This is a genomic window from Savagea faecisuis, assembly GCF_042675605.1.
Lineage (GTDB): Bacteria > Bacillota > Bacilli > Bacillales_A > Planococcaceae > Savagea > Savagea faecisuis.
The window spans coordinates 18,088-36,706 of record NZ_JBHTJF010000012.1; the positions used below are offsets into that span (position 1 = coordinate 18,088).

Sequence of the window (18,619 nt, forward strand, 5' to 3'; positions counted from 1 at the left end):
TTTTTTAGTCGATCGGTGTATGCTCATTCGTTTCTAATAACGTGCGACGTTCTCCAGTCTTTTTAAATTGAATCGTCCAGTTTGAACCTGTGCCGATGCCATACGCTTTAGCGAAAGAACCTTGGTTGATCGCCACTCCTAAATTATCGAGAGAATTCACGTAAACGAGCGCTTCTCCTAATTGACAATCCATAAAAGAGCGACCGAAAATCATCGTACTTTTATACACTTGACGTGCCCCGTGAACGATTGTCACTTCCAACACATCGCCGTACTCGACTTTTTCTCCGACACATAATGTGCGCGGAACGTTCGACCATAAATTTCCGAATCGCACATCTAAAATATCGATCGTTCCAGTAATTTGACCTTCTTCTACAACCGCCTCTTGCTTCGGCAATTCAATTAAATCTTCCACTTGAATGCGAGGTCCGACTTCTTCGAATGAAATGACGCCGCTCGCTAAACGCGCACCAGTATACGCATATACGTCGCGACCGTGGAATGTGTATGATTCACCAGAACGCGGGAGACGATTCACCGTTTCATCGATCGTACGCACTTCCGCAATGCCGATCTCTTGTTTTAAATGCGTGAGCGTTCCGTTATCCGGTGTAATGATGTAATGACCTTCCACCGTTTTCGCTACGACGCTTAAACGTTTCGTACCAACTCCCGGATCGACGACAGAAACGAATACCGTTCCTGTCGGCCAATAAGAAACCGTTTGATATAAACGATATGACCCTTCCCAAATGTTAAATGTCGGAATTTCATGTGTTAAATCGGAAATGCGTAAGTCAGAATCGACACTGTACGCAACACCGTACATCGCACTAACCGCCCCGTCACATAATCCGAAGTCTGTTTGTAATACTAAATGTTGTTTTGTCATTGTTCTTCCTCCTATTTTAAGCAAATAAAAAACGCCCTTATCGAAACGATAAGGACGTGGAATATACGTGGTACCACCTTACTTTGTGAATGATTCATTCACCTCTCAACACGCACTCTAGCTACTCGGCTACTGTATGCGGTGGCAATGGTAACGGATGCCAATACCCGTCGGAACTTACTCGCAATTTGCTTTCGGCACGAGACTCTGAGGCCATTTTCAAATTTAGTCTGCTCTGCACCCTCTCAGCATACGGGCACTCTCTGTATTGAACTCGTAAATTTTACTTCTCTCATCAACGTCTTTATTTTTTGTAATTGACAGTATTATAAGATAATTCAAATGACTTTGCAAGCTTTTGTCTAAAGTGATGACTAAAAGACCTCGTTAATGGCTTTTATTTATAAAGCTGCGACAGAGCCTCCGTCGATTAACATTGCTTGACCTGTAATATACGTATTTGAAAACGAGCCGAAAAAGACGACTGCTTGTGCGAATTCTTCAGGTGTTCCGTAACGGCCGAGCGGTATGGAAGCAACCATTTCGTTTTCTACTTCTTCAAAGCTCACTCCTGTTTTCTCAGCGCGACTTTCATTTAAACTTTGCATACGTGCCGTTCCAATTTTCCCAGCACCTACTGTGTTTACCAAAATATTGTCTTTCGCAAATTCACGCGCTAATGTTTTCGTCAATCCGTACACGCCTGGACGAATCGAATTCGATAAGACGAGTGAATCGATCGCTTGTTTAATCGAAGATGATGTCAAATTGACGATGCGCCCTCCTCCTTGTTTTTGCATGTAAGGAATCGCTAAACGACAAGTGCGGACAGCGCTCAATAAATTTTGTTCAAATGCTCCTTGCCACGCATCATCATCCATTTCTAAAAACGGGCCAGATGGTGGACCTCCCGCATTGTTAATTAACACATCGATGCGGTCATGTTTTGTGATGATCGCATTCATCAATCCTTCAATCGCTTCTCCATCTCGCATATTGCACACTTGATAAAAAACTTGTTCATTAGCTGTTTGTTCGATGATTTCTTGTTGAGCGGCTTGTAGCTTATTTTCATTACGACTGCTGATCCAAACAATCGCACCTTCTTCTGCGTACTGTTTCGCAATCCCTTTTCCTAAACCGTCGCTACCACCTGTTACGAGGACGATTCGGTTTTTCAATTTTAAATCCATTACACTTCCCCCTTTAATCATTTTGTCTTTAGATTATCATATGTTAAGCATTCGTACTGTTTTTCACTCCTTCACTTACCATTTTTCCTGTTTTCATCTTGATTTTCATTTATGTAAGCGTTATCATTCAAAGAAAGGAGGGAATGAAATGGTAAAAATTGAACATGCGATTCAAGATGATTATGCCGATGACTACGCTTGGTGTTACGGATGTGGACGACTGAATGAAACGGGGTTACATTTACGCACCGGTTGGGATAGGGACCAAACGGTAACGATCTATGAACCACGTGAAGAACATAAAGCGATTCCTGGGTTTATTTACGGGGGACTTATCGCTTCTCTCGTCGATTGTCACGGAACGGGCTCTGCAGCACTCACCTTGCATCGCAAAAACGGTCATGAACCAGGCGATGGGGTCGATGCACCACGTTTCGTTACGGCATCATTACATGTCGACTACTTAAAACCGACGCCGAAAGATGTGCCTTTGAAAGCGGTTGGAACAGTGGAAGAAATTCATCCTAAAAAGTTTAAAGTATCGATCGACGTGTTCGCAGGCGACACTTTAACGGCAAAAGGGGAAGTCGTTGCGGCAGTTATGCCGAATACTTTTATTTCATAACGAAAAAAGAAACGTCGCGCTTTGACGTTTCTTTTTTCGTTATTGATGAATCGCTAAATTTCGTAAGTTTTCCACCGCTTCTATGACGCTTTCTTGAATGCTCGGATGCGCTTGAACAGAGTACAGAACATCTTCTTCTTTCGCCACCATATCCAATAACTGTGTAAAATGAGCACTCAACTCAATCGCACCTTCTCCAATCATATGCAAGCCTTCAATCAATGTCGTCTCTTTGTTCGTAATGACCTTCACAAAGCCGTCCGTCGTGCCATTAACTTTCGCGATTCCGCTCGTCATTAAAGGAATTTGGGACGCGATGTGACGCTCGTCCATTTCTTGCTCGCGTAAACCGACCGAGACGACGGGTGGATTTGTATGCAAAATAAGAGGGAAAAATGGGCTTTCTTCCAACACTTCTCCTCCTACGATGATGCTCGCTAATCGTTTCGCATCCGCAATCGCACGGCTCGCTCCACCTTCTCGCCCCGTCATTTCTCCGAGCGCATAAATGTGATTTTGCGATGTTTCGTAACGCTCATTGACTGAAAGATCATCACCATTCATTTGAAAATTTAAGCGAGCGGCATTTAAAGAATGAAGGTTCGCTCGTTTCACGCCTGATGTGTAAAGGGCGTCCGCTTCGATGATGACTCCGTCTTCTATTTTCACATGTACACGTTCTTCTACTAAAGTAGCATCTAATTGTTCTGACGTATGCCATTTTATTTTCTTCTTTTTACTTTGACGCCGCAATTCTTTTTCAATCGATGAATCATACGTGAAAGAATTGGGCTTTTCTACAATTTGTACATCTACTCCGAGCTGCTTCATCGTAAAAGCAACTTCTAACGCATAAGGGTCGATTCCGTAGACGATGAGCGAGGACGGGAGCTTGTCGATTCCATATATGTCTCCCCCGACGAAACAATGTGCTCCGAGTAGTTCGAATATTGGTTCACGCTCTACACTCGCTCCTGTTGCTAAAATGAGGTGATTGTATTCATACAATTCGAACCGCTCCCCAATTTCAATCCCGATGCGATTTTCCCCCGAAAACATCGCCGTTCCTTCGATTCTTTCAATATCGTGTTTTTGACAAAGAGCTTCTACCCCTTTTGTCAGCTGGCTTTGAATTTTTTGTAGTTGCTGTTGGGCAGACTCCCATTGAAACGTCTGCCCTTCGATTTGAATTCCGTACATCGAAAGTTTCTGAAGGGATGCCCATTCTTTCGCTACTTTCGCAAAAAACTTAGAAGGGATACATCCTTCATGTAGACAACTCCCTCCGATTTGTGCTTTCTCCACTAATGTCACTTGTTGACCGAGTTGCGCTAAGCGAATAGCGAGTGTATACCCTGCAGGTCCGCCTCCGATGATGATAGTTTGACGACGTTCTACTAATTCTCCTACGACCATTTATATCATCTCCAACATGAGCAGTTTTGGGTTTTCTAATAAACGTTTCAGTTCGTTCGTAAATGCAATACCTGTCGCGCCATCGATGAGGCGGTGATCATACGATAACGATACGTTCATCACTTGGCCGATGACAATTTCATCTTGGGCATTAACGATCGGTCGCTTTCTTATTTGATGAAGCGCTAAAAGGCCTGTTTCCGGATAGTTAATAATCGGAGTCGCTCCTGTACTACCGAGCGGTCCGACATTGCTGATTGTAAAGGTACTTCCTTTCATCTCGTGAAGCTCGAGTTGGCCATTTAATGCGCGTTCTGTTAAATGAGCGACCTCTTGATCTAATTGTTGAAGCGTCATTTCGTCCACATTCGGGAGCACAGGAACAATTAAGCCTGCTTCTGTATTCGTTGCGAGTCCTAAATGATACACATCGTATAAAATAATTTGTTCTGCTTCTTCATCTAATGTCGCATTGAAAATCGGAAATTTTTTCAACGCGATGGTCACCGCTTTATAAATGAAGGATGTGAGGCGGATTGAATGCCCTTCCTCTTTCAACTCATGGCGGAGTTCGAATAAAGCACTCATTTCGATTTCTTCAAAATGCGTCACGTGTGGAATCGTATAAAGTGAGCGAACCATTTGTTTCGCTGTCGCTTTTCGTATCCCTTTAAACGGAATGACGTTCACACGCTCTTCTTTTTCCAGTGCAGGGGGTGACGCAATAGACGTTGCCTGCTCGGATACTCGTTCCACACTCGTTTCATCATATTGTAAAACTTCCTCTTCCGTAATTCTTCCAGAAGGATCTTTCGGTATCATTTGCTCGATGTCGATATTTCGTTCACGAGCTAACCTTCTCGTATAAGGTGTAGCGAGTACGCGTTTCGGAATGGAAGTGTCTGGCTTCGTCTCTTTAGATAGTTGTTCTATTTTCACTTCGCTTTGCTCTTGCGTTTTATGTTCTTGTTCAGGCTCTTCTTCTTGTCCGCTATCGACTTTCACAAGTAGGTCCCCAACGGATACTTCATCCCCTTCAGCGACACATATTTCCGTCACCGTGCCTCCCTTTGGAGCCGTTAATTCAGCAATCATTTTATCCGTTTGTACTTCCAATACCGCTTCATTCGTTGCGACTTCATCACCAACTACTACTAAAATACGAACAATTTCAGCTTCATGCATCCCTTCGCCTAAATCATGTAATCGAATGTCCATCTGCTTACCCTCCTTAATAAGTCATCGTTTCTCGAACCGCTTGCATCACTTTATCCACGGACGGTAAATAGTCTTGTTCCATCGCAAAAAATGGATACGGTACGTCGTAACTCGCGACACGCGCAACAGGAGAACGTAAATAGAGAAATGCTTCTTCTTGAATTTGTGAGCTAATTTCTGCACCGAAGCCGCTCGTTAATTGCGCTTCATGCACAACGACGGCACGCGACGTTTTTTTCACCGATTGAATGATCAACTCTGGTTCGAATGGATAAAGTGTTCGTACATCGATCACTTCACATTGAATCGCTTCTTCTGCTAAACGTTCTGCTGCTTCGAGTAAAATCGGCATCATCGCACCCCAACCGATTAATGTCACATCGTCTCCTTCTCTCCGTAATGCTGGCTCGCCTAATGGCACTTCATACATTTCTTCTGGTACTTCTCCGCGCGTTGAGCGATAACTTCGAATCGGCTCTAAAAATAACACGGGATCAGGGTCTTGCATCGCCGCAATCAACAACCCCTTCGCATCATATGGTGTAGAAGGAACGACGACTTTCAAACCTGGCATATGAGTAAATAGCGCTTCCGTACTGTCCGAATGAATCTCTGGCGCTCTCACTCCACCCCCGTAAGGTGCTCGAATGACGAGGGGGACTGTATATTTCGATAATGTGCGACTGCGAATGCGCGACACATGCGTCATCATTTGGTCATAAGCAGGGTAAATAAACCCGAGAAATTGAATTTCAGCAAGTGGTTTCATCCCATTTAACGCAAGTCCTGTCGCTGTCGCAATAATGCCTGATTCGGCAAGCGGTGTATCAATGACACGTTGTTCCCCATACTTTTCTTGTAAATGATCCGTCGCTCGGAAAACACCGCCGTTTTTTCCGACATCTTCCCCTAATATGACGACGCCTCCGTCCGATTGTAATAGTCCATCCATCGCTTGTTGTAGTGCTTGAATCATTGTCATCTGTTTCATGCTCGTCCACCTCTTTCGATGAATTGTCGTTTTTGTTTTTCCAAAGAAGAAGGTAAAGTAGCATATACGTGATCGAATAAAACGGATGCATCAGGTTTCGGATAACGTTCTACTTCGTCAATTGCACGTTCGATTTCTTCCAATGCTTCGCGCTCAATCGTCGCTACCCACTCTTCGTCCCACCAACCTTCTTCTTTTAAATAAAGCGTCAATCGCTCAACGGGGTCCACAAACGCTTCTCCTTCATGAGGTTCGCGGTATTTGGCAGGATCGTCCGCTGTCGTATGCGCTCCTTTGCGCCATGTTACCGCTTCGATTAACATCGGACCTTGTCCGCTACGCGCATGTTCTACCGCACGTTTTGTCACTTCATACACCGCAAATACATCATTGCCATCTACTCGCACACTCGGCATATCGTAAGCGACTGCTTTTTGTGCAATCGTTTCTGAATTCATCTGCTTCGCAATCGGAACGGAAATCGCATAGCCGTTATTTTGATTAAATAATACGAGAGGGACTTGATACACAGAGGCAAAGTTCATCCCTTCGTGGAAATCTCCTTCACTCGTCGCACCGTCTCCGAAATAGACGATCGTCACTTCTTCTTTTTCTTGTAGTTTACTCGCCCATGCTACGCCGGCTGCTTGTGGAATTTGTGTCGCAATTGGAATTGCTGGGGCAAAGACTTTTCTCCGTTCATCAGGAATCGAACCGACGGGATGACCACTCCAATAAAGCAAAACAGATTCCATCTTCGCACCTGTCGCAATCAATCCACCATGCTCTCGGTAAGAAGGAAAAATCCAATCTTGCTTGTCTAGCGCTGTCATGCTACCGATTTGCGCTGCTTCCTGCCCTTCATAAGGAACGTACGTACCAAGTCTTCCTTGTCGTTGTAGATGAATCGCTTGTCTGTCGAAAAGACGCGCCCGCATCATCTGCTCATAAAAACGTTTCGCACGCTCTTGTTCCATCTGTCCATACGTTCCTTCTTGAATTTTTTCTCCACGTTCATTCATCAATTGAAATAAAGGATAGTTCGTTTTCATTGTAAATCCTCCCTTGCTCATCTATTTAGTTATACGTTGCTCTCCATATTTTCCATAGACGTAAATGTCATCGCTTAAGCATGACATTTATCACAATTAGACATCAAAATAAATAGTAAGCGCTTACAATTGGTATTACACTAATTGTTACATATTTGTGAACACTCCGTCAATGAATCGGAAAATAAAAGTATATTCAGAATAGTTTGCTAATTTTACAGCACAAAAAATCTCTCCCTCATTAAAATGAGAGAGAGATTGAATCATTCCATTATTCAACGATGAGCGTTGCGGAATTACATCATGCCGCCCATTCCGCCCATGCCCATGTCTGGCATGCCGCCCATTGGTGCTTCTTGTTGTGGTTTGTCTGCTACGACTGCTTCTGTCGTTAAGAACATTGCCGCAACACTTGCTGCGTTTTGGAGAGCTGAACGTGTCACTTTAGTTGGATCGACAACGCCTGCTTCCATCATATTTACCCATTCGCCTGTCGCTGCGTTAAAGCCGATGCCGACTTCTTCGCGTTTGAGACGGTCCACAACGATTGAACCTTCAAGTCCTGCGTTCGTTGCGATTTGACGTACTGGTTCTTCGAGTGCGCGAAGTACGATTTTAACACCTGTTGCCACATCGTCTTCTGTAGAGTCTAACAATGCTTCTACTTTCGTGTAGACGTTCACAAGTGCTGTACCTCCACCTGAAACGATTCCTTCTTCAACCGCTGCACGTGTAGAGTTCAATGCGTCTTCGATGCGGAGTTTGCGCTCTTTTAATTCTGTTTCTGTCGCTGCTCCTACTTTGATCACTGCAACGCCACCTGCGAGTTTCGCTAAGCGCTCTTGCAATTTCTCTTTGTCGAATTCTGATGTTGAATCTTCCATTTGCATACGGATTTGGTTGATGCGTGCGTCGATTGCTTCTGTTGCGCCTGCACCTTCTACAATTGTCGTGTTGTCTTTTGTAACAACAACTTTTGCAGCAGAACCGAGATCTGTAATCGCTGTCTGTTTTAAATCGAGACCTAAGTCTTCTGTGATCATGCGACCGCCTGTTAATGTTGCGATATCTTCTAACATCGCTTTACGACGATCTCCGAATCCTGGAGCTTTTACTGCTACTGCGTTAAATGTACCGCGAAGTTTGTTCACAACGAGTGTTGCGAGTGCTTCACCTTCAACGTCTTCAGCGATAATTAAAAGCGGTTTTCCTTGTTGAACGACTTGTTCTAACACCGGTAAAATTTCTTGGATATTCGTAATTTTCTTGTCTGTAATTAAAATGTACGGATTTTCAAGAACTGCTTCCATTTTGTCTGTATCTGTCGCCATGTATGCTGATGCATAACCACGGTCAAATTGCATACCTTCTACAACGTCTAATTCTGTTTCGAATCCTTTTGATTCTTCGATTGTAATGACACCGTCATTTCCTACACGGTCCATCGCTTCTGCAATCAATTCACCTACTGATTCGTCGCCAGAAGAAATCGCTGCAACTTGTGCAATCTCTTGTTTCGTTTCTGTCTCGTCTGAAATTTCTTTCAAACCTTCAACTGCTACTTTCACCGCTTCTTCGATTCCTTTACGGATTCCGACTGGGTTAGCACCAGCTGTAACGTTTTTCAATCCTTCACGGATCATCGCTTGTGCGAGAACTGTTGCTGTCGTTGTTCCGTCACCCGCAATTTCGTTCGTTTTTGAAGCAACTTCCGCTACGAGTTTTGCACCCATGTTTTCGAATTTATCTTCGAGTTCGATATCTTTTGCGATCGTTACACCGTCATTTGTAATGAGTGGTGAACCGAATGCTTTTTCAAGTACGACGTTACGTCCTTTAGGTCCAAGCGTCACTTTTACTGCGTTTGCTAAAGTATCTACTCCACGGAGCATTGCGCTACGTGCATCTTCATTAAATTTAATGTCTTTTGCCATCGTTAAAGTCTCCTCCTAAAAATATTATGTTGTTTTCTATTTTGTTCTGCTTTTTATTATTCGACTACGACTAAAACGTCTGTTTCGCGGAGCACTAAGTATTCTTTTCCTTCATACTTCACTTCTGTTCCTGCGAATTTTGAGAAGATGATGCGGTCTCCTTCTTTCATACCGAATTTCGCATCTTTGCTCACTGCTACAACTTTACCTTCTTGTGGTTTTTCTTGTGCTGAGTCTGGAAGAACGATCCCACTCGCTGTAGTCTCTTCAGCCTCTACAATTTCAATTACAATACGGTCTCCTAATGGTTTTAACAAATGAAACAACCTCCTCAAGTTTTTTATATCTTTTTAGCACTCACTCTAATGGAGTGCTAACACAATTCCTATATTATATAAGTTTTTAAAAAAATGCAAGCGTTTTGATTCATTTTTCTTTGCGATTCATAAACGTTCCTTGTAAAATAGGGGACGCTATGTCAGTAGAAAGGATGTTTCATTTGAACAGACAATCATTTTCTTTACGCTCCATCGGCTCATTTTTTAAAGAGCATTGGGCAGGGTTAGCGATTATCGCAACCTTCGTAATTTCTCACTTACTGAGCATTCCGCTTCAACTTATGATGTTCAAATATTTTATCGCACGTTATGAACAGCTCGATGCTTTCGCTTACACGATTTCATACACGATGATCACGATCAACATACTCGCCGCAGTGATCATCGCCATCATCATCTCGCGCAAACAAAACTTTTGGCAAGTATTCCAAGAGCCACGCATGCATCCGATCGCTTCCATCGGCTTAGGGTTTGTCGGTTTTATTTTGGCGATGATTGGACAAGCAGTCGCTGCAGTGATTGAAACGAAATTATTCGGGATTGAACCAGGTTCAGCGAATACGGAAACACTTTCGGTCATTTCTCAAATTTCTCCTATTATGATTATTTCAATCGTCATTTTCGCACCGCTTCTTGAAGAAATCGTCTTTCGCCGTGCGATTTTTGGCGGATTGTATAAAATGACTCATAACTTTTGGTTAGGAGCTGTCGTGAGCGGTCTTTTATTCGCTGTCGTCCATTGGGAGTTAGAGCATTTACTCATGTATTTAATGCCTGCCTTTGCGTTCGCTTTCGTCTATTACATTTCACGGAGCATCATCGCACCGATTGCAGCGCACTTCTTTATGAATAGCTTCGTAACGATCATTCAACTCAATTACGACAAGCTCGAAAAATACGTCGAACAAACACAAAACTTCATTCATTGGCTCCAATAAAAAAAGCAGTGTACTCTCCATTCGAGAATACACTGCTTTTATTCGTCTTGCTTCATACGCTCCATCACTTCGTCAATTTGGCGTTGTTGTTCCGCTTTAATTTCTTCTAAGCGCATTTCCTCTTCCGCTTTCAAAAACTTACGATAGCCGAAGCGTGAAATAAACAAGCTCAATTCAAATAATATGATGAGTGGAACTGTCGTGAATAAATGTGAAAATAAATCAGGTGGCGTAATGAATGCCGCTAATACGAATAGCGCAAAGTACGCATACTTTCGAGATTTTGCTAACCAGTCAGGATTCAAAAATCCGAGTCGCGATAAGAAAAGCATGACGACTGGTAGTTGGAATACGACCCCGAATGGAATGACGAGTTGGATTAAGAAATTGAAATATTCATTAATACCGATCGTCTGTTGAATCTCTAAGTCTCCTGCTAACAATCGCATAAAGCCCATGACGTATGGGATTAAAACGAAATACGCGAACGCCGCTCCTGCTAAAAAGAGCAAAAAGGCGAACGGAATGTAACTGAGTGTCGCACGTCGCTCCGTCTCTTTCAAACCTGGCGCAATAAAGGCCCACAATTGATACATAATGACCGGTGAAATGAGTACGACCGCCAATACGATGATCACTTTCAAAAGGACAAAGACAGGATCTAGTACGGTAAATGCGTTAAACGTAATTTCTTGCGCTTGACCGTTACTTTGCAAATATTTTATTAATGGTTTTGCTAAAAAGAAACTACCGATTACAGCTAACATAAAGAAAACGACGATGATAATCAGTCGTTTTCGTAATTCCTCTATATGCTCGATGACCGTTAATTGTTTTTCTTCCATAGGAATGACATCCCTTACTTCGTGTTACTGAACCTCTTTTTTCGTCTCGTTCTTTTTCGGTTCGTCATCGTCATGAGTAATTCCGCGAGTCGCGTCTTTAAACTCTCGTAATGATGACCCGAACGCTTTACCGATTTCAGGTAATTTTTTCGGTCCGAAAATAAGTAGTGCAATAACCGCGATAATGAGTAAACTTCCTACACTTGGCATTTCGCACGCACCTCCCTCAATAATATATTCATTTTACATGATATGTGATATTTTTTCCATCTTGAACTTAATCCATTTGTGACTGATTTTCATCATTTCGAATGAAGTAGATGAGCGTTTGCAGTTCTACAGACAGATCAATCGTATGCACGCGAATCGTATCGGGCACTGTTAAACGAGTCGTCGTAAAGTTTAAAATTCCTTTAATGCCGATTGTCGCAAGGCGATTCGTCACTTCTTGTGCCACTTTAGAAGGGACCGTTAAAATAACGACTTCAATGCCTCGCTTTTGAATTTGTTCTTCGATTTCATCTGGGTGATAAACAGGAACTCCATTCATCTCTTTTCCTTCATGAGGGGCTTTCGGGTCAAAGGCGATAACGACACGAGTGTTATGACTTTTTTGGAAATTATATTTAATAAAAGCACTTCCTAAACTACCGACACCGATTAAAGCTACATTCGTCGCTTCATCTTGATCAAGCACACCGCGGAAAAACTGCACGAGTTCTTCTACATCGTATCCGTAACCTTTACGGCCGAGTGCGCCGAAATGAGAAAAGTCACGACGAATCGTCGCTGCATCCACTTTCAATACTTCACTCAATTCATTAGAAGAAACACGCTTTTTTCCTGCTTGTTCAAACTTCTGCAAAATCCGATAATAAATCGGCAACCGCTTCGATGTCGCTTCAGGAACTTTTTGCGTTTGTTTCATGATCTTCCTCCTGATACGTCCATATTAACGTTTCTATCGTACAGTACCGTTTTCAAGTTGTAAAGTTACACAATTTCAACACATGTTGCCACGATGATTTTAGATGGAGACTTTCGGGTTATTTTGATAAACTTAGAAAGGATAGAGGTGAAAAGACGATGATCGTTTTACAAGTTAATCGTTTAACGAAATCATTTTCTGGCGTCCCGATTATCGAAAATGCACAGCTCGAAGTACAACACCGAGACCGTGTCGCATTAGTCGGTCGTAACGGCGCTGGAAAATCAACATTATTAAAAATAATCGCTGGAGAAATGTCCTATGACGAAGGCGATATAATCATTCCGAAAGATATTACAGTCGGCTACTTAGAACAGCACTCTCATATCGATTCAGAACTGTCAATTTGGGATGAGATGCTTACTGTCTTCGAACCAGTTCGACAAATGGAAAAACAAATGCGTCAGCTCGAACAGCAAATGGCGAATTTAAATCCTCAAACGGATCAAGAAGCTTACGATGAAGTGTTCAAAGCATATGATGCGATTCAAGTCGACTTCACAAATAATAAAGGCTATCAATACGAATCGGACATTCGCTCGATTTTGCACGGCATGCAGTTTTATCCGGAGCATTACGAGCGACCGGTCAACGTACTTTCAGGTGGAGAAAAGACGCGGCTCGCCTTAGCGAAAATGTTGCTTCAAAATCCGAAACTTCTCATATTGGACGAGCCGACAAACCATTTAGATATTGAAACATTAAGTTGGCTTGAAAAATATTTAGCTTCGTATGAAGGAGCCATTTTAATCGTGTCTCATGACCGCTATTTCCTCGATCAAATTACGACGATTACATATGAAATTGCCCGTAATGAAGTGACGAAATATCCTGGAAACTATAGCTTCTACTTAGATGAAAAAGCGAAGACGTATGAGCGCGATATGAAACGTTTCGAACGGGAACAAACTGAAAAAGCAAAACTCGAGCAATTCATTCAAAAAAATATCGCACGAGCATCCACTTCTAAAATGGCAAAAAGCCGCAGAAAAGTATTGAATAAAACAGAATGGATGGACGCACCTGATGGAGATGAACGCTCTGCTCAATTCTCCTTCTCTACTGAAAAACAAAGCGGAAATGACGTCTTGTCGGTCGATGACTTAGCGATCGGTTACGGGCAAAATGTGCTCTCCGAAAAAATTGATATGCGCGTATACCGCGGAGAACGCATTGCGATCGTTGGACCAAATGGCGTCGGAAAATCGACATTATTAAAATCTATCGTCAAGCGCGACACACCACTTGCAGGTTCTATTCGGTACGGAACGAATGTCGAAATTGGCTACTACGACCAAGAACAAGCGACACTCGTTGGCAATGGCACTGTTTTGCAGGAGATTTGGAACGATTGGCCCCTCATGCAAGAAAAAGATATTCGCACATTGCTCGGACGATTTTTATTTTCAGGCGATGATGTCGAAAAACCAGTCGCTTCGTTATCAGGTGGAGAAAAAGCACGACTTTCTTTAGCTAAACTTATGCTCGAACAATCGAATACACTCATTCTCGATGAGCCGACGAACCATTTAGACTTAGATAGTAAAGAAGTGCTCGAAAATGCACTGGACGACTTCCCAGGAACATTGCTCTTCGTCTCCCATGACCGATACTTTATCAACCGACTGGCGACGAAAGTGATGGAACTAACACCGACTGGTATCGTCGAGTACTTAGGTGATTACAACTATTATGTCGCTAAAAAAGAAGAATTAATCGATTTAAATATTTTACAAGTTGAAGAACAAGCTGCTCCGACCACAGTCGAAGAAGAACATAAACAAGAGCGTCGTGAACAAAAGAAAGAACGACGCAAATACGAACGTATTGTCGACCGAGTGGAACGAGAAATGGCTGAAATCGAAGCAAAGCTCGATGAACTGAATGAGCAAATGCACGACCCTGCTCTCGCAAACGATCATGAGAAACTGATTGAACTCCAAACAACGATCGATGCGCAGCAAGAACAACATGATGCACTGAGCGAACAGTGGTTAGAAGCAACCGAACAGCTCGAACAAATGGAATAATATGAAATAACGCGATAGCTCTTTTGCTGTCGCGTTATTTTTTACATTTCTTTTACAATTTATGTATATCTACTTCTCACAAAACCTCTTATATTATAGATGACTACATACTATGAGGAGGAAACGACATGAGTAAAAAAGTAATTTTTTTCGAAGTGAAGGGCGGATCGGATAAGGGGCCTGACGGTCATCGTCCCGATACGATGCCGATGGTTCATGCCCTTCAAGAAAAAGGATATGAGGCAGAAGTGATTTTCTTTGACGTCGAAAAGCGCGATGACATTTTTGAATATGTAAAACAGCAGGCCGTTGCTTATGTTTCACGTATTAATCCAGGGAACTTAGAAGGAGAAGCTCAATACTTCGATATGTTGCGTGCACTGTGTGAAGAAGGCATTTTAGGATTGCCACATCCCGATGCGATGATTGGCTACGGCTCGAAAGATGCACTCGTTCATTTAAAAAATACATCACTTGTTCCAGAAGACACGTACGCTTATTACAACATTATCGATTTCTCGCATCAGTTTCCAAAATCGCTTGCACAAAATGAACGTGTATTAAAACAAAACCGTGGCTCGACAGGAGAAGGCATTTGGCGTGTATCACTCGTCCATCCACTCGCGGAAGATGCAACAGAAGTTCCTTTAGATGCTCAAGTGAAATGTACAGAAGCAAAAGACAATCACGTCGAATATCATACATTAAGTGATTTTATGACATTTTGTGAGCAGTATATTATTGGCGAAAATGGAATGTTAATCGATATGCCATTTTTACCACGCATTACAGAAGGAGAAATTCGCTTACTCATGTTGCGTGATACACCGATCAATGTCGTTCATAAAAAACCAGCCGATACGCAAGACGCGTTTAGCGCTACTTTATTTTCGGGAGCTCAGTATCGTTACGATCCTCCGATTTTATGGGACGGTTTAATTCAATCCTTTTCACAAGACCTTCCTCTCATTCAACAAACGCTCGGCGGATACGACTTACCTTTACTATGGACGGCTGATTTTATTTTAGATACGGATGAGGAAGGACGCGACAAGTATATTCTCGGTGAAATGAACTGTTCCTGCGTCGGATTCACTTCTCATCTTTCCCTAGCATCTCAAATTGCAGATACGATTATCGAATGGATTACTGAACACGAAAGCGCCGCAACTCTCGCTTAACAAAAAATGATCTCTCCTCTTCATATGAGGAAAGATCATTTTTTAATGACTCCAAGATGTAAGTGCTTTGCCTGGCTCCCCGTTCATCTTCCAATCACTGCGACACCCTTTTCGGTACATTTCATAACCTGCTGCCCCGATCATCGCCGCATTGTCTGTACAATATTGAATCGGAGGCACGGAAAATTCAATATTCGCTTCTGCTAATTCTTTTTGCAAAGCATGACGCAATCCTTGATTAGCTGATACTCCACCCGCTGCGATCACTTGTTTCACATCGTATTCTTTCGCTGCACGAACTGTGCGTTCAGTCAATACGTCTACTACACTTTGTTGAAAACCACGTGCGACTGCTTCAGCATTTAATTGTTCACCGCGCTGCTTCACATTATGTGAATAATTAATAACAGCTGATTTCAATCCACTAAAACTGAAGTCATAACTTTCTTTTTCTAACCAAGCTCTCGGGAAATCAACTGCTTCTCCCTCTGTTTGAGCGAGTTGGTCTATATGTGGACCTCCTGGATACGGTAAAGAGAGGACACGTGCAACTTTATCATACGCTTCTCCAGCTGCATCGTCTCGCGTTTCTCCAATCTTTTCGAACTTCCCATGCTCTTCCATATAGATGAGCTCTGTATGCCCTCCAGAGACGATGAGCGCCATTAAAGGGAATTTCATTTCTGTAACTAATTGGTTTGCATAAATATGACCTGCGATATGATGCACTCCGATAATTGGCAAACCGTTCGCCCAAGCGAATGCCTTTGCAGCATTGATTCCGATTAATAAAGCGCCCACTAATCCTGGGCCTTCCGTAACCGCAACCGCATGTAAATCACTCGGTTGTAAATTCGCTTGTTGTAACGCTTCTTCAATCACTAATGTAATTTGTTCCACATGTAAACGTGATGCTACTTCTGGAACGACTCCACCGAAACGACGTTGATTTTCAATTTGACTCGCAACGACATTCGAAACGATCTCAGTTCCATCTTTAATGACAGCCGCTGCCGTTTCATCACAACTCGTTTCAATACCTAAAATATAAATTGGTTGTTTATTCATGTTAACTCCACCCACATAACGAGCGCATCCTCTGTTGTCGGACCGTCCGTATAATAGTTTTTTCGAATACCGCCATCTTGAAATCCGTATTTGCGATATAAATTTTGAGCGACTTCATTCGAGACACGCACTTCTAAAGAAATACGGTCTACTTCATTTGACTGACAATGTGCGATTACATGTCGCATTAACGCATCGCCAATCTTTTGGCCACGATTTGCAGGATGAACCGCTACATTCGTAATTTGACAATCTTCAAAGACAATCCACGTCCCACAGTAGGCCACGACTTCTTCCCCTTGCAAAGCGACCACATAATAAGCAAACGGATTATTCGTCACTTCATGATGAAAAATTTCTTCCGTCCACGGATCATTAAATGATTGTTTCTCTACTTCTAAAACACCCGCAAGATGTGCTACTTCCATCGGAACAATTTTCAGCTCACTCATTGGACTTCTGCTCTTTCATCCAATTCGTTTCAGCTTCCGTCATGCGCAAATATTCGGGAACGAAAGTATGAACAGAAGCGGTACTCATCTTCTCCTGTGCCAGTCGAATTACTTGAGAAGCTCTCGGTAACGCAAATGCTTCTTCTACACGATGAAAACGTTCACCAAAAGTCTCTTTCAATGATTCATCAAAAGAACGACTCGCCGAAACAGCCCAAACATTTAAATCTTGCGAATAGGCTTGAATATTTTCGATGCCTTGTTCCATTGAAATATGTTGCTCTTCCAATACAGTCGCCACAATTTCTCCAGCTTTCATATGATACGCTCCGCCATATACGGCCCCGCGACGCGCATCAATATAAGGAAATACGATTCCTTCCGCATACTGAACATTCCTTGCTAACACTTGTAAACTCGAAACACCTACCAATGGAACATTTAACGTCCAAGCTAATGTTTTCGCAAGCGTCACACCGATTCTAACACCTGTATACGATCCTGGACCTTCTGATACGGCAATCGCTTCGATCTCTTTCGGTTGAATTTGTGCGAGACGACATACTTCATCAATCGCGGACATCGCTCTTTGAGAATGCGTTATGTTCATCGCTTCATTCAATTCTACTAAAACGTCGTCATCTTTCATAAGTGCAATCGATAACGGCATACTTGATGTTTCAATGCCTAGCCAAATCATTCAAAAACCTCCTGGCATAATGTTTCATATCGCTCACCAATCGGCACACATTCAATCATACGTGTCGTTTCATCTACGTAGCGAATCGATAATTGCAAACGTTGTTCTGGTAATTCTTCTTCAATAAACTGTGCCCATTCAACAATGACGAGTGCGGCATCCGTAAAGATTTCATCCCATCCTAAATCTTCTTGAGAACCTTCTAATCGATAAGCATCGATATGATGTAAAGGAAGAACCCCTGAATGGTAACTCTTCATAATTGTAAAAGTAGGGCTATTCACAACTTCCACGATTTCCAAAGCGTCCGCTAAAAATTGTGTGAACGTTGTTTTTCCCGCACCTAAATCTCCTTCTAATGTGATGACCATATGAGGTTGCACATATTGAGCGAAGGTTTCTGCTAATCTTCTTGTTTCCTCAAGAGAAGATACAGTATGTTGTCGTTTCATTCAGAAACTCCTCTCTATTTTCAATCTACTCTTCTATAAGAATACGCATCTTTTTTATTTTTTTCCATAAAAAAAACCGACTCTTTACAGAATCGGTTGACATTTTCATATAATGGCGGTCCCGACGGGAATCGAACCCGCGATCTCCTGCGTGACAGGCAGGCATGTTAACCGCTACACTACGGGACCATTAAATAAAATAAGCTTGGCAACGTCCTACTCTCACAGGGGGATACCCCCAATTACCATCGGCGCTAAAGAGCTTAACTACTGTGTTCGGTATGGGAACAGGTGTGACCTCTT

The 18,619-nt window shown here is 42.6% G+C and carries 19 protein-coding genes, 1 tRNA gene, 1 rRNA gene and 1 other annotated feature; of the genes, 4 read left to right on the forward strand and 17 right to left on the reverse strand.

What is annotated here, in order from left to right; genetic code table 11:
* Positions 1-4: 4 nt before the first annotated feature.
* Positions 5-895, reverse strand: a complete 891-nt coding sequence (locus ACFQ0V_RS02840; RefSeq protein WP_381009416.1) for an SAM hydrolase/SAM-dependent halogenase family protein — start codon at positions 893-895, stop codon at positions 5-7.
* Positions 896-942: 47 nt separating this feature from the next.
* Positions 943-1,203 (reverse strand) — a binding site (T-box leader).
* 93 nt (positions 1,204-1,296) lie between these two features.
* Positions 1,297-2,088, reverse strand: coding sequence for an SDR family oxidoreductase (locus ACFQ0V_RS02845; protein WP_381009418.1), 792 nt, complete (start codon positions 2,086-2,088; stop codon positions 1,297-1,299).
* A 148-nt stretch (positions 2,089-2,236) separates the two neighbouring features.
* Here ACFQ0V_RS02845 and ACFQ0V_RS02850 point away from each other — a divergent pair, with 148 nt between their 5' ends.
* The gene (locus ACFQ0V_RS02850; RefSeq protein ID WP_381009420.1) at positions 2,237-2,713 is read left to right on the forward strand and encodes a PaaI family thioesterase; all 477 of its coding nucleotides are present in this window, start codon (positions 2,237-2,239) and stop codon (positions 2,711-2,713) included.
* Positions 2,714-2,752: 39 nt separating this feature from the next.
* Here ACFQ0V_RS02850 and ACFQ0V_RS02855 read toward each other — a convergent pair whose 3' ends face one another.
* From ACFQ0V_RS02855 to ACFQ0V_RS02880, 6 genes are all read right to left on the reverse strand, one after another.
* On the reverse strand, positions 2,753-4,129 hold the full coding sequence (locus ACFQ0V_RS02855; RefSeq protein WP_381009422.1) for an FAD-dependent oxidoreductase: 1,377 nt from the start codon (positions 4,127-4,129) through the stop codon (positions 2,753-2,755).
* Entirely contained in the window at positions 4,130-5,347 is a 1,218-nt protein-coding gene (locus ACFQ0V_RS02860; protein ID WP_381009424.1) for a dihydrolipoamide acetyltransferase family protein, read from the reverse strand.
* 13 nt (positions 5,348-5,360) lie between these two features.
* Positions 5,361-6,338 carry an alpha-ketoacid dehydrogenase subunit beta gene (locus ACFQ0V_RS02865; protein ID WP_381009426.1) on the reverse strand — a complete coding sequence of 326 codons (978 nt, stop codon included), beginning with the start codon at positions 6,336-6,338 and terminating at the stop codon, positions 5,361-5,363.
* Complete coding sequence (gene pdhA / locus ACFQ0V_RS02870; protein ID WP_381009428.1) at positions 6,335-7,390, reverse strand: pyruvate dehydrogenase (acetyl-transferring) E1 component subunit alpha; 1,056 nt, start codon at positions 7,388-7,390, stop codon at positions 6,335-6,337. Before pdhA ends, ACFQ0V_RS02865 begins: the two co-directional genes overlap by 4 nt.
* A 296-nt stretch (positions 7,391-7,686) precedes the next feature.
* Positions 7,687-9,324: a chaperonin GroEL gene (groL, locus tag ACFQ0V_RS02875; protein WP_194563712.1), complete on the reverse strand. Its 1,638-nt coding sequence runs from the start codon at positions 9,322-9,324 to the stop codon at positions 7,687-7,689.
* A 56-nt stretch (positions 9,325-9,380) separates the two neighbouring features.
* Positions 9,381-9,641, reverse strand: a complete 261-nt coding sequence (locus ACFQ0V_RS02880; RefSeq protein WP_194563711.1) for a co-chaperone GroES — start codon at positions 9,639-9,641, stop codon at positions 9,381-9,383.
* A 182-nt stretch (positions 9,642-9,823) separates the two neighbouring features.
* Between ACFQ0V_RS02880 and ACFQ0V_RS02885 the strand changes: the two genes are divergently transcribed.
* Entirely contained in the window at positions 9,824-10,600 is a 777-nt protein-coding gene (locus tag ACFQ0V_RS02885) for a CPBP family intramembrane glutamic endopeptidase (protein WP_381009430.1), read from the forward strand.
* Positions 10,601-10,638: 38 nt separating this feature from the next.
* Here the strand turns inward: ACFQ0V_RS02885 and tatC are convergent, their stop codons facing one another.
* The 3 genes from tatC to ACFQ0V_RS02900 form a co-directional block, all read right to left on the reverse strand.
* Positions 10,639-11,445 carry a twin-arginine translocase subunit TatC gene (gene tatC / locus ACFQ0V_RS02890; RefSeq protein ID WP_381009432.1) on the reverse strand — a complete coding sequence of 269 codons (807 nt, stop codon included), beginning with the start codon at positions 11,443-11,445 and terminating at the stop codon, positions 10,639-10,641.
* 24 nt (positions 11,446-11,469) lie between these two features.
* The gene (locus ACFQ0V_RS02895; RefSeq protein WP_194563708.1) at positions 11,470-11,655 is read right to left on the reverse strand and encodes a twin-arginine translocase TatA/TatE family subunit; all 186 of its coding nucleotides are present in this window, start codon (positions 11,653-11,655) and stop codon (positions 11,470-11,472) included.
* Between the two features lie 67 nt (positions 11,656-11,722).
* Positions 11,723-12,373 carry a redox-sensing transcriptional repressor Rex gene (locus ACFQ0V_RS02900; RefSeq protein ID WP_194563707.1) on the reverse strand — a complete coding sequence of 217 codons (651 nt, stop codon included), beginning with the start codon at positions 12,371-12,373 and terminating at the stop codon, positions 11,723-11,725.
* A 158-nt stretch (positions 12,374-12,531) separates the two neighbouring features.
* On the opposite strand from ACFQ0V_RS02900, the gene ACFQ0V_RS02905 reads away from it, so the two are divergent.
* Positions 12,532-14,463: an ABC-F family ATP-binding cassette domain-containing protein gene (locus ACFQ0V_RS02905; RefSeq protein WP_381009435.1), complete on the forward strand. Its 1,932-nt coding sequence runs from the start codon at positions 12,532-12,534 to the stop codon at positions 14,461-14,463.
* Positions 14,464-14,591: 128 nt separating this feature from the next.
* Complete coding sequence (locus tag ACFQ0V_RS02910) at positions 14,592-15,644, forward strand: Cj0069 family protein (protein ID WP_381009436.1); 1,053 nt, start codon at positions 14,592-14,594, stop codon at positions 15,642-15,644.
* Positions 15,645-15,686: 42 nt separating this feature from the next.
* Here the strand turns inward: ACFQ0V_RS02910 and tsaD are convergent, their stop codons facing one another.
* The 6 genes from tsaD to rrf form a co-directional block, all read right to left on the reverse strand.
* Complete coding sequence (gene tsaD / locus ACFQ0V_RS02915) at positions 15,687-16,712, reverse strand: tRNA (adenosine(37)-N6)-threonylcarbamoyltransferase complex transferase subunit TsaD (RefSeq protein ID WP_381009438.1); 1,026 nt, start codon at positions 16,710-16,712, stop codon at positions 15,687-15,689.
* Complete coding sequence (rimI, locus tag ACFQ0V_RS02920; protein WP_381009440.1) at positions 16,709-17,164, reverse strand: ribosomal protein S18-alanine N-acetyltransferase; 456 nt, start codon at positions 17,162-17,164, stop codon at positions 16,709-16,711. Before rimI ends, tsaD begins: the two co-directional genes overlap by 4 nt.
* Entirely contained in the window at positions 17,157-17,864 is a 708-nt protein-coding gene (tsaB, locus tag ACFQ0V_RS02925; RefSeq protein WP_381009442.1) for a tRNA (adenosine(37)-N6)-threonylcarbamoyltransferase complex dimerization subunit type 1 TsaB, read from the reverse strand. Before tsaB ends, rimI begins: the two co-directional genes overlap by 8 nt.
* On the reverse strand, positions 17,861-18,316 hold the full coding sequence (gene tsaE, locus ACFQ0V_RS02930; protein WP_381009444.1) for a tRNA (adenosine(37)-N6)-threonylcarbamoyltransferase complex ATPase subunit type 1 TsaE: 456 nt from the start codon (positions 18,314-18,316) through the stop codon (positions 17,861-17,863). The genes tsaB and tsaE overlap by 4 nt, the downstream gene beginning before the upstream one ends.
* A gap of 113 nt (positions 18,317-18,429) precedes the next feature.
* A tRNA-Asp gene (locus tag ACFQ0V_RS02935) sits at positions 18,430-18,505 on the reverse strand.
* A 14-nt stretch (positions 18,506-18,519) separates the two neighbouring features.
* Positions 18,520-18,619: ribosomal RNA gene (gene rrf, locus ACFQ0V_RS02940) — 5S ribosomal RNA — on the reverse strand; the annotation flags it as partial.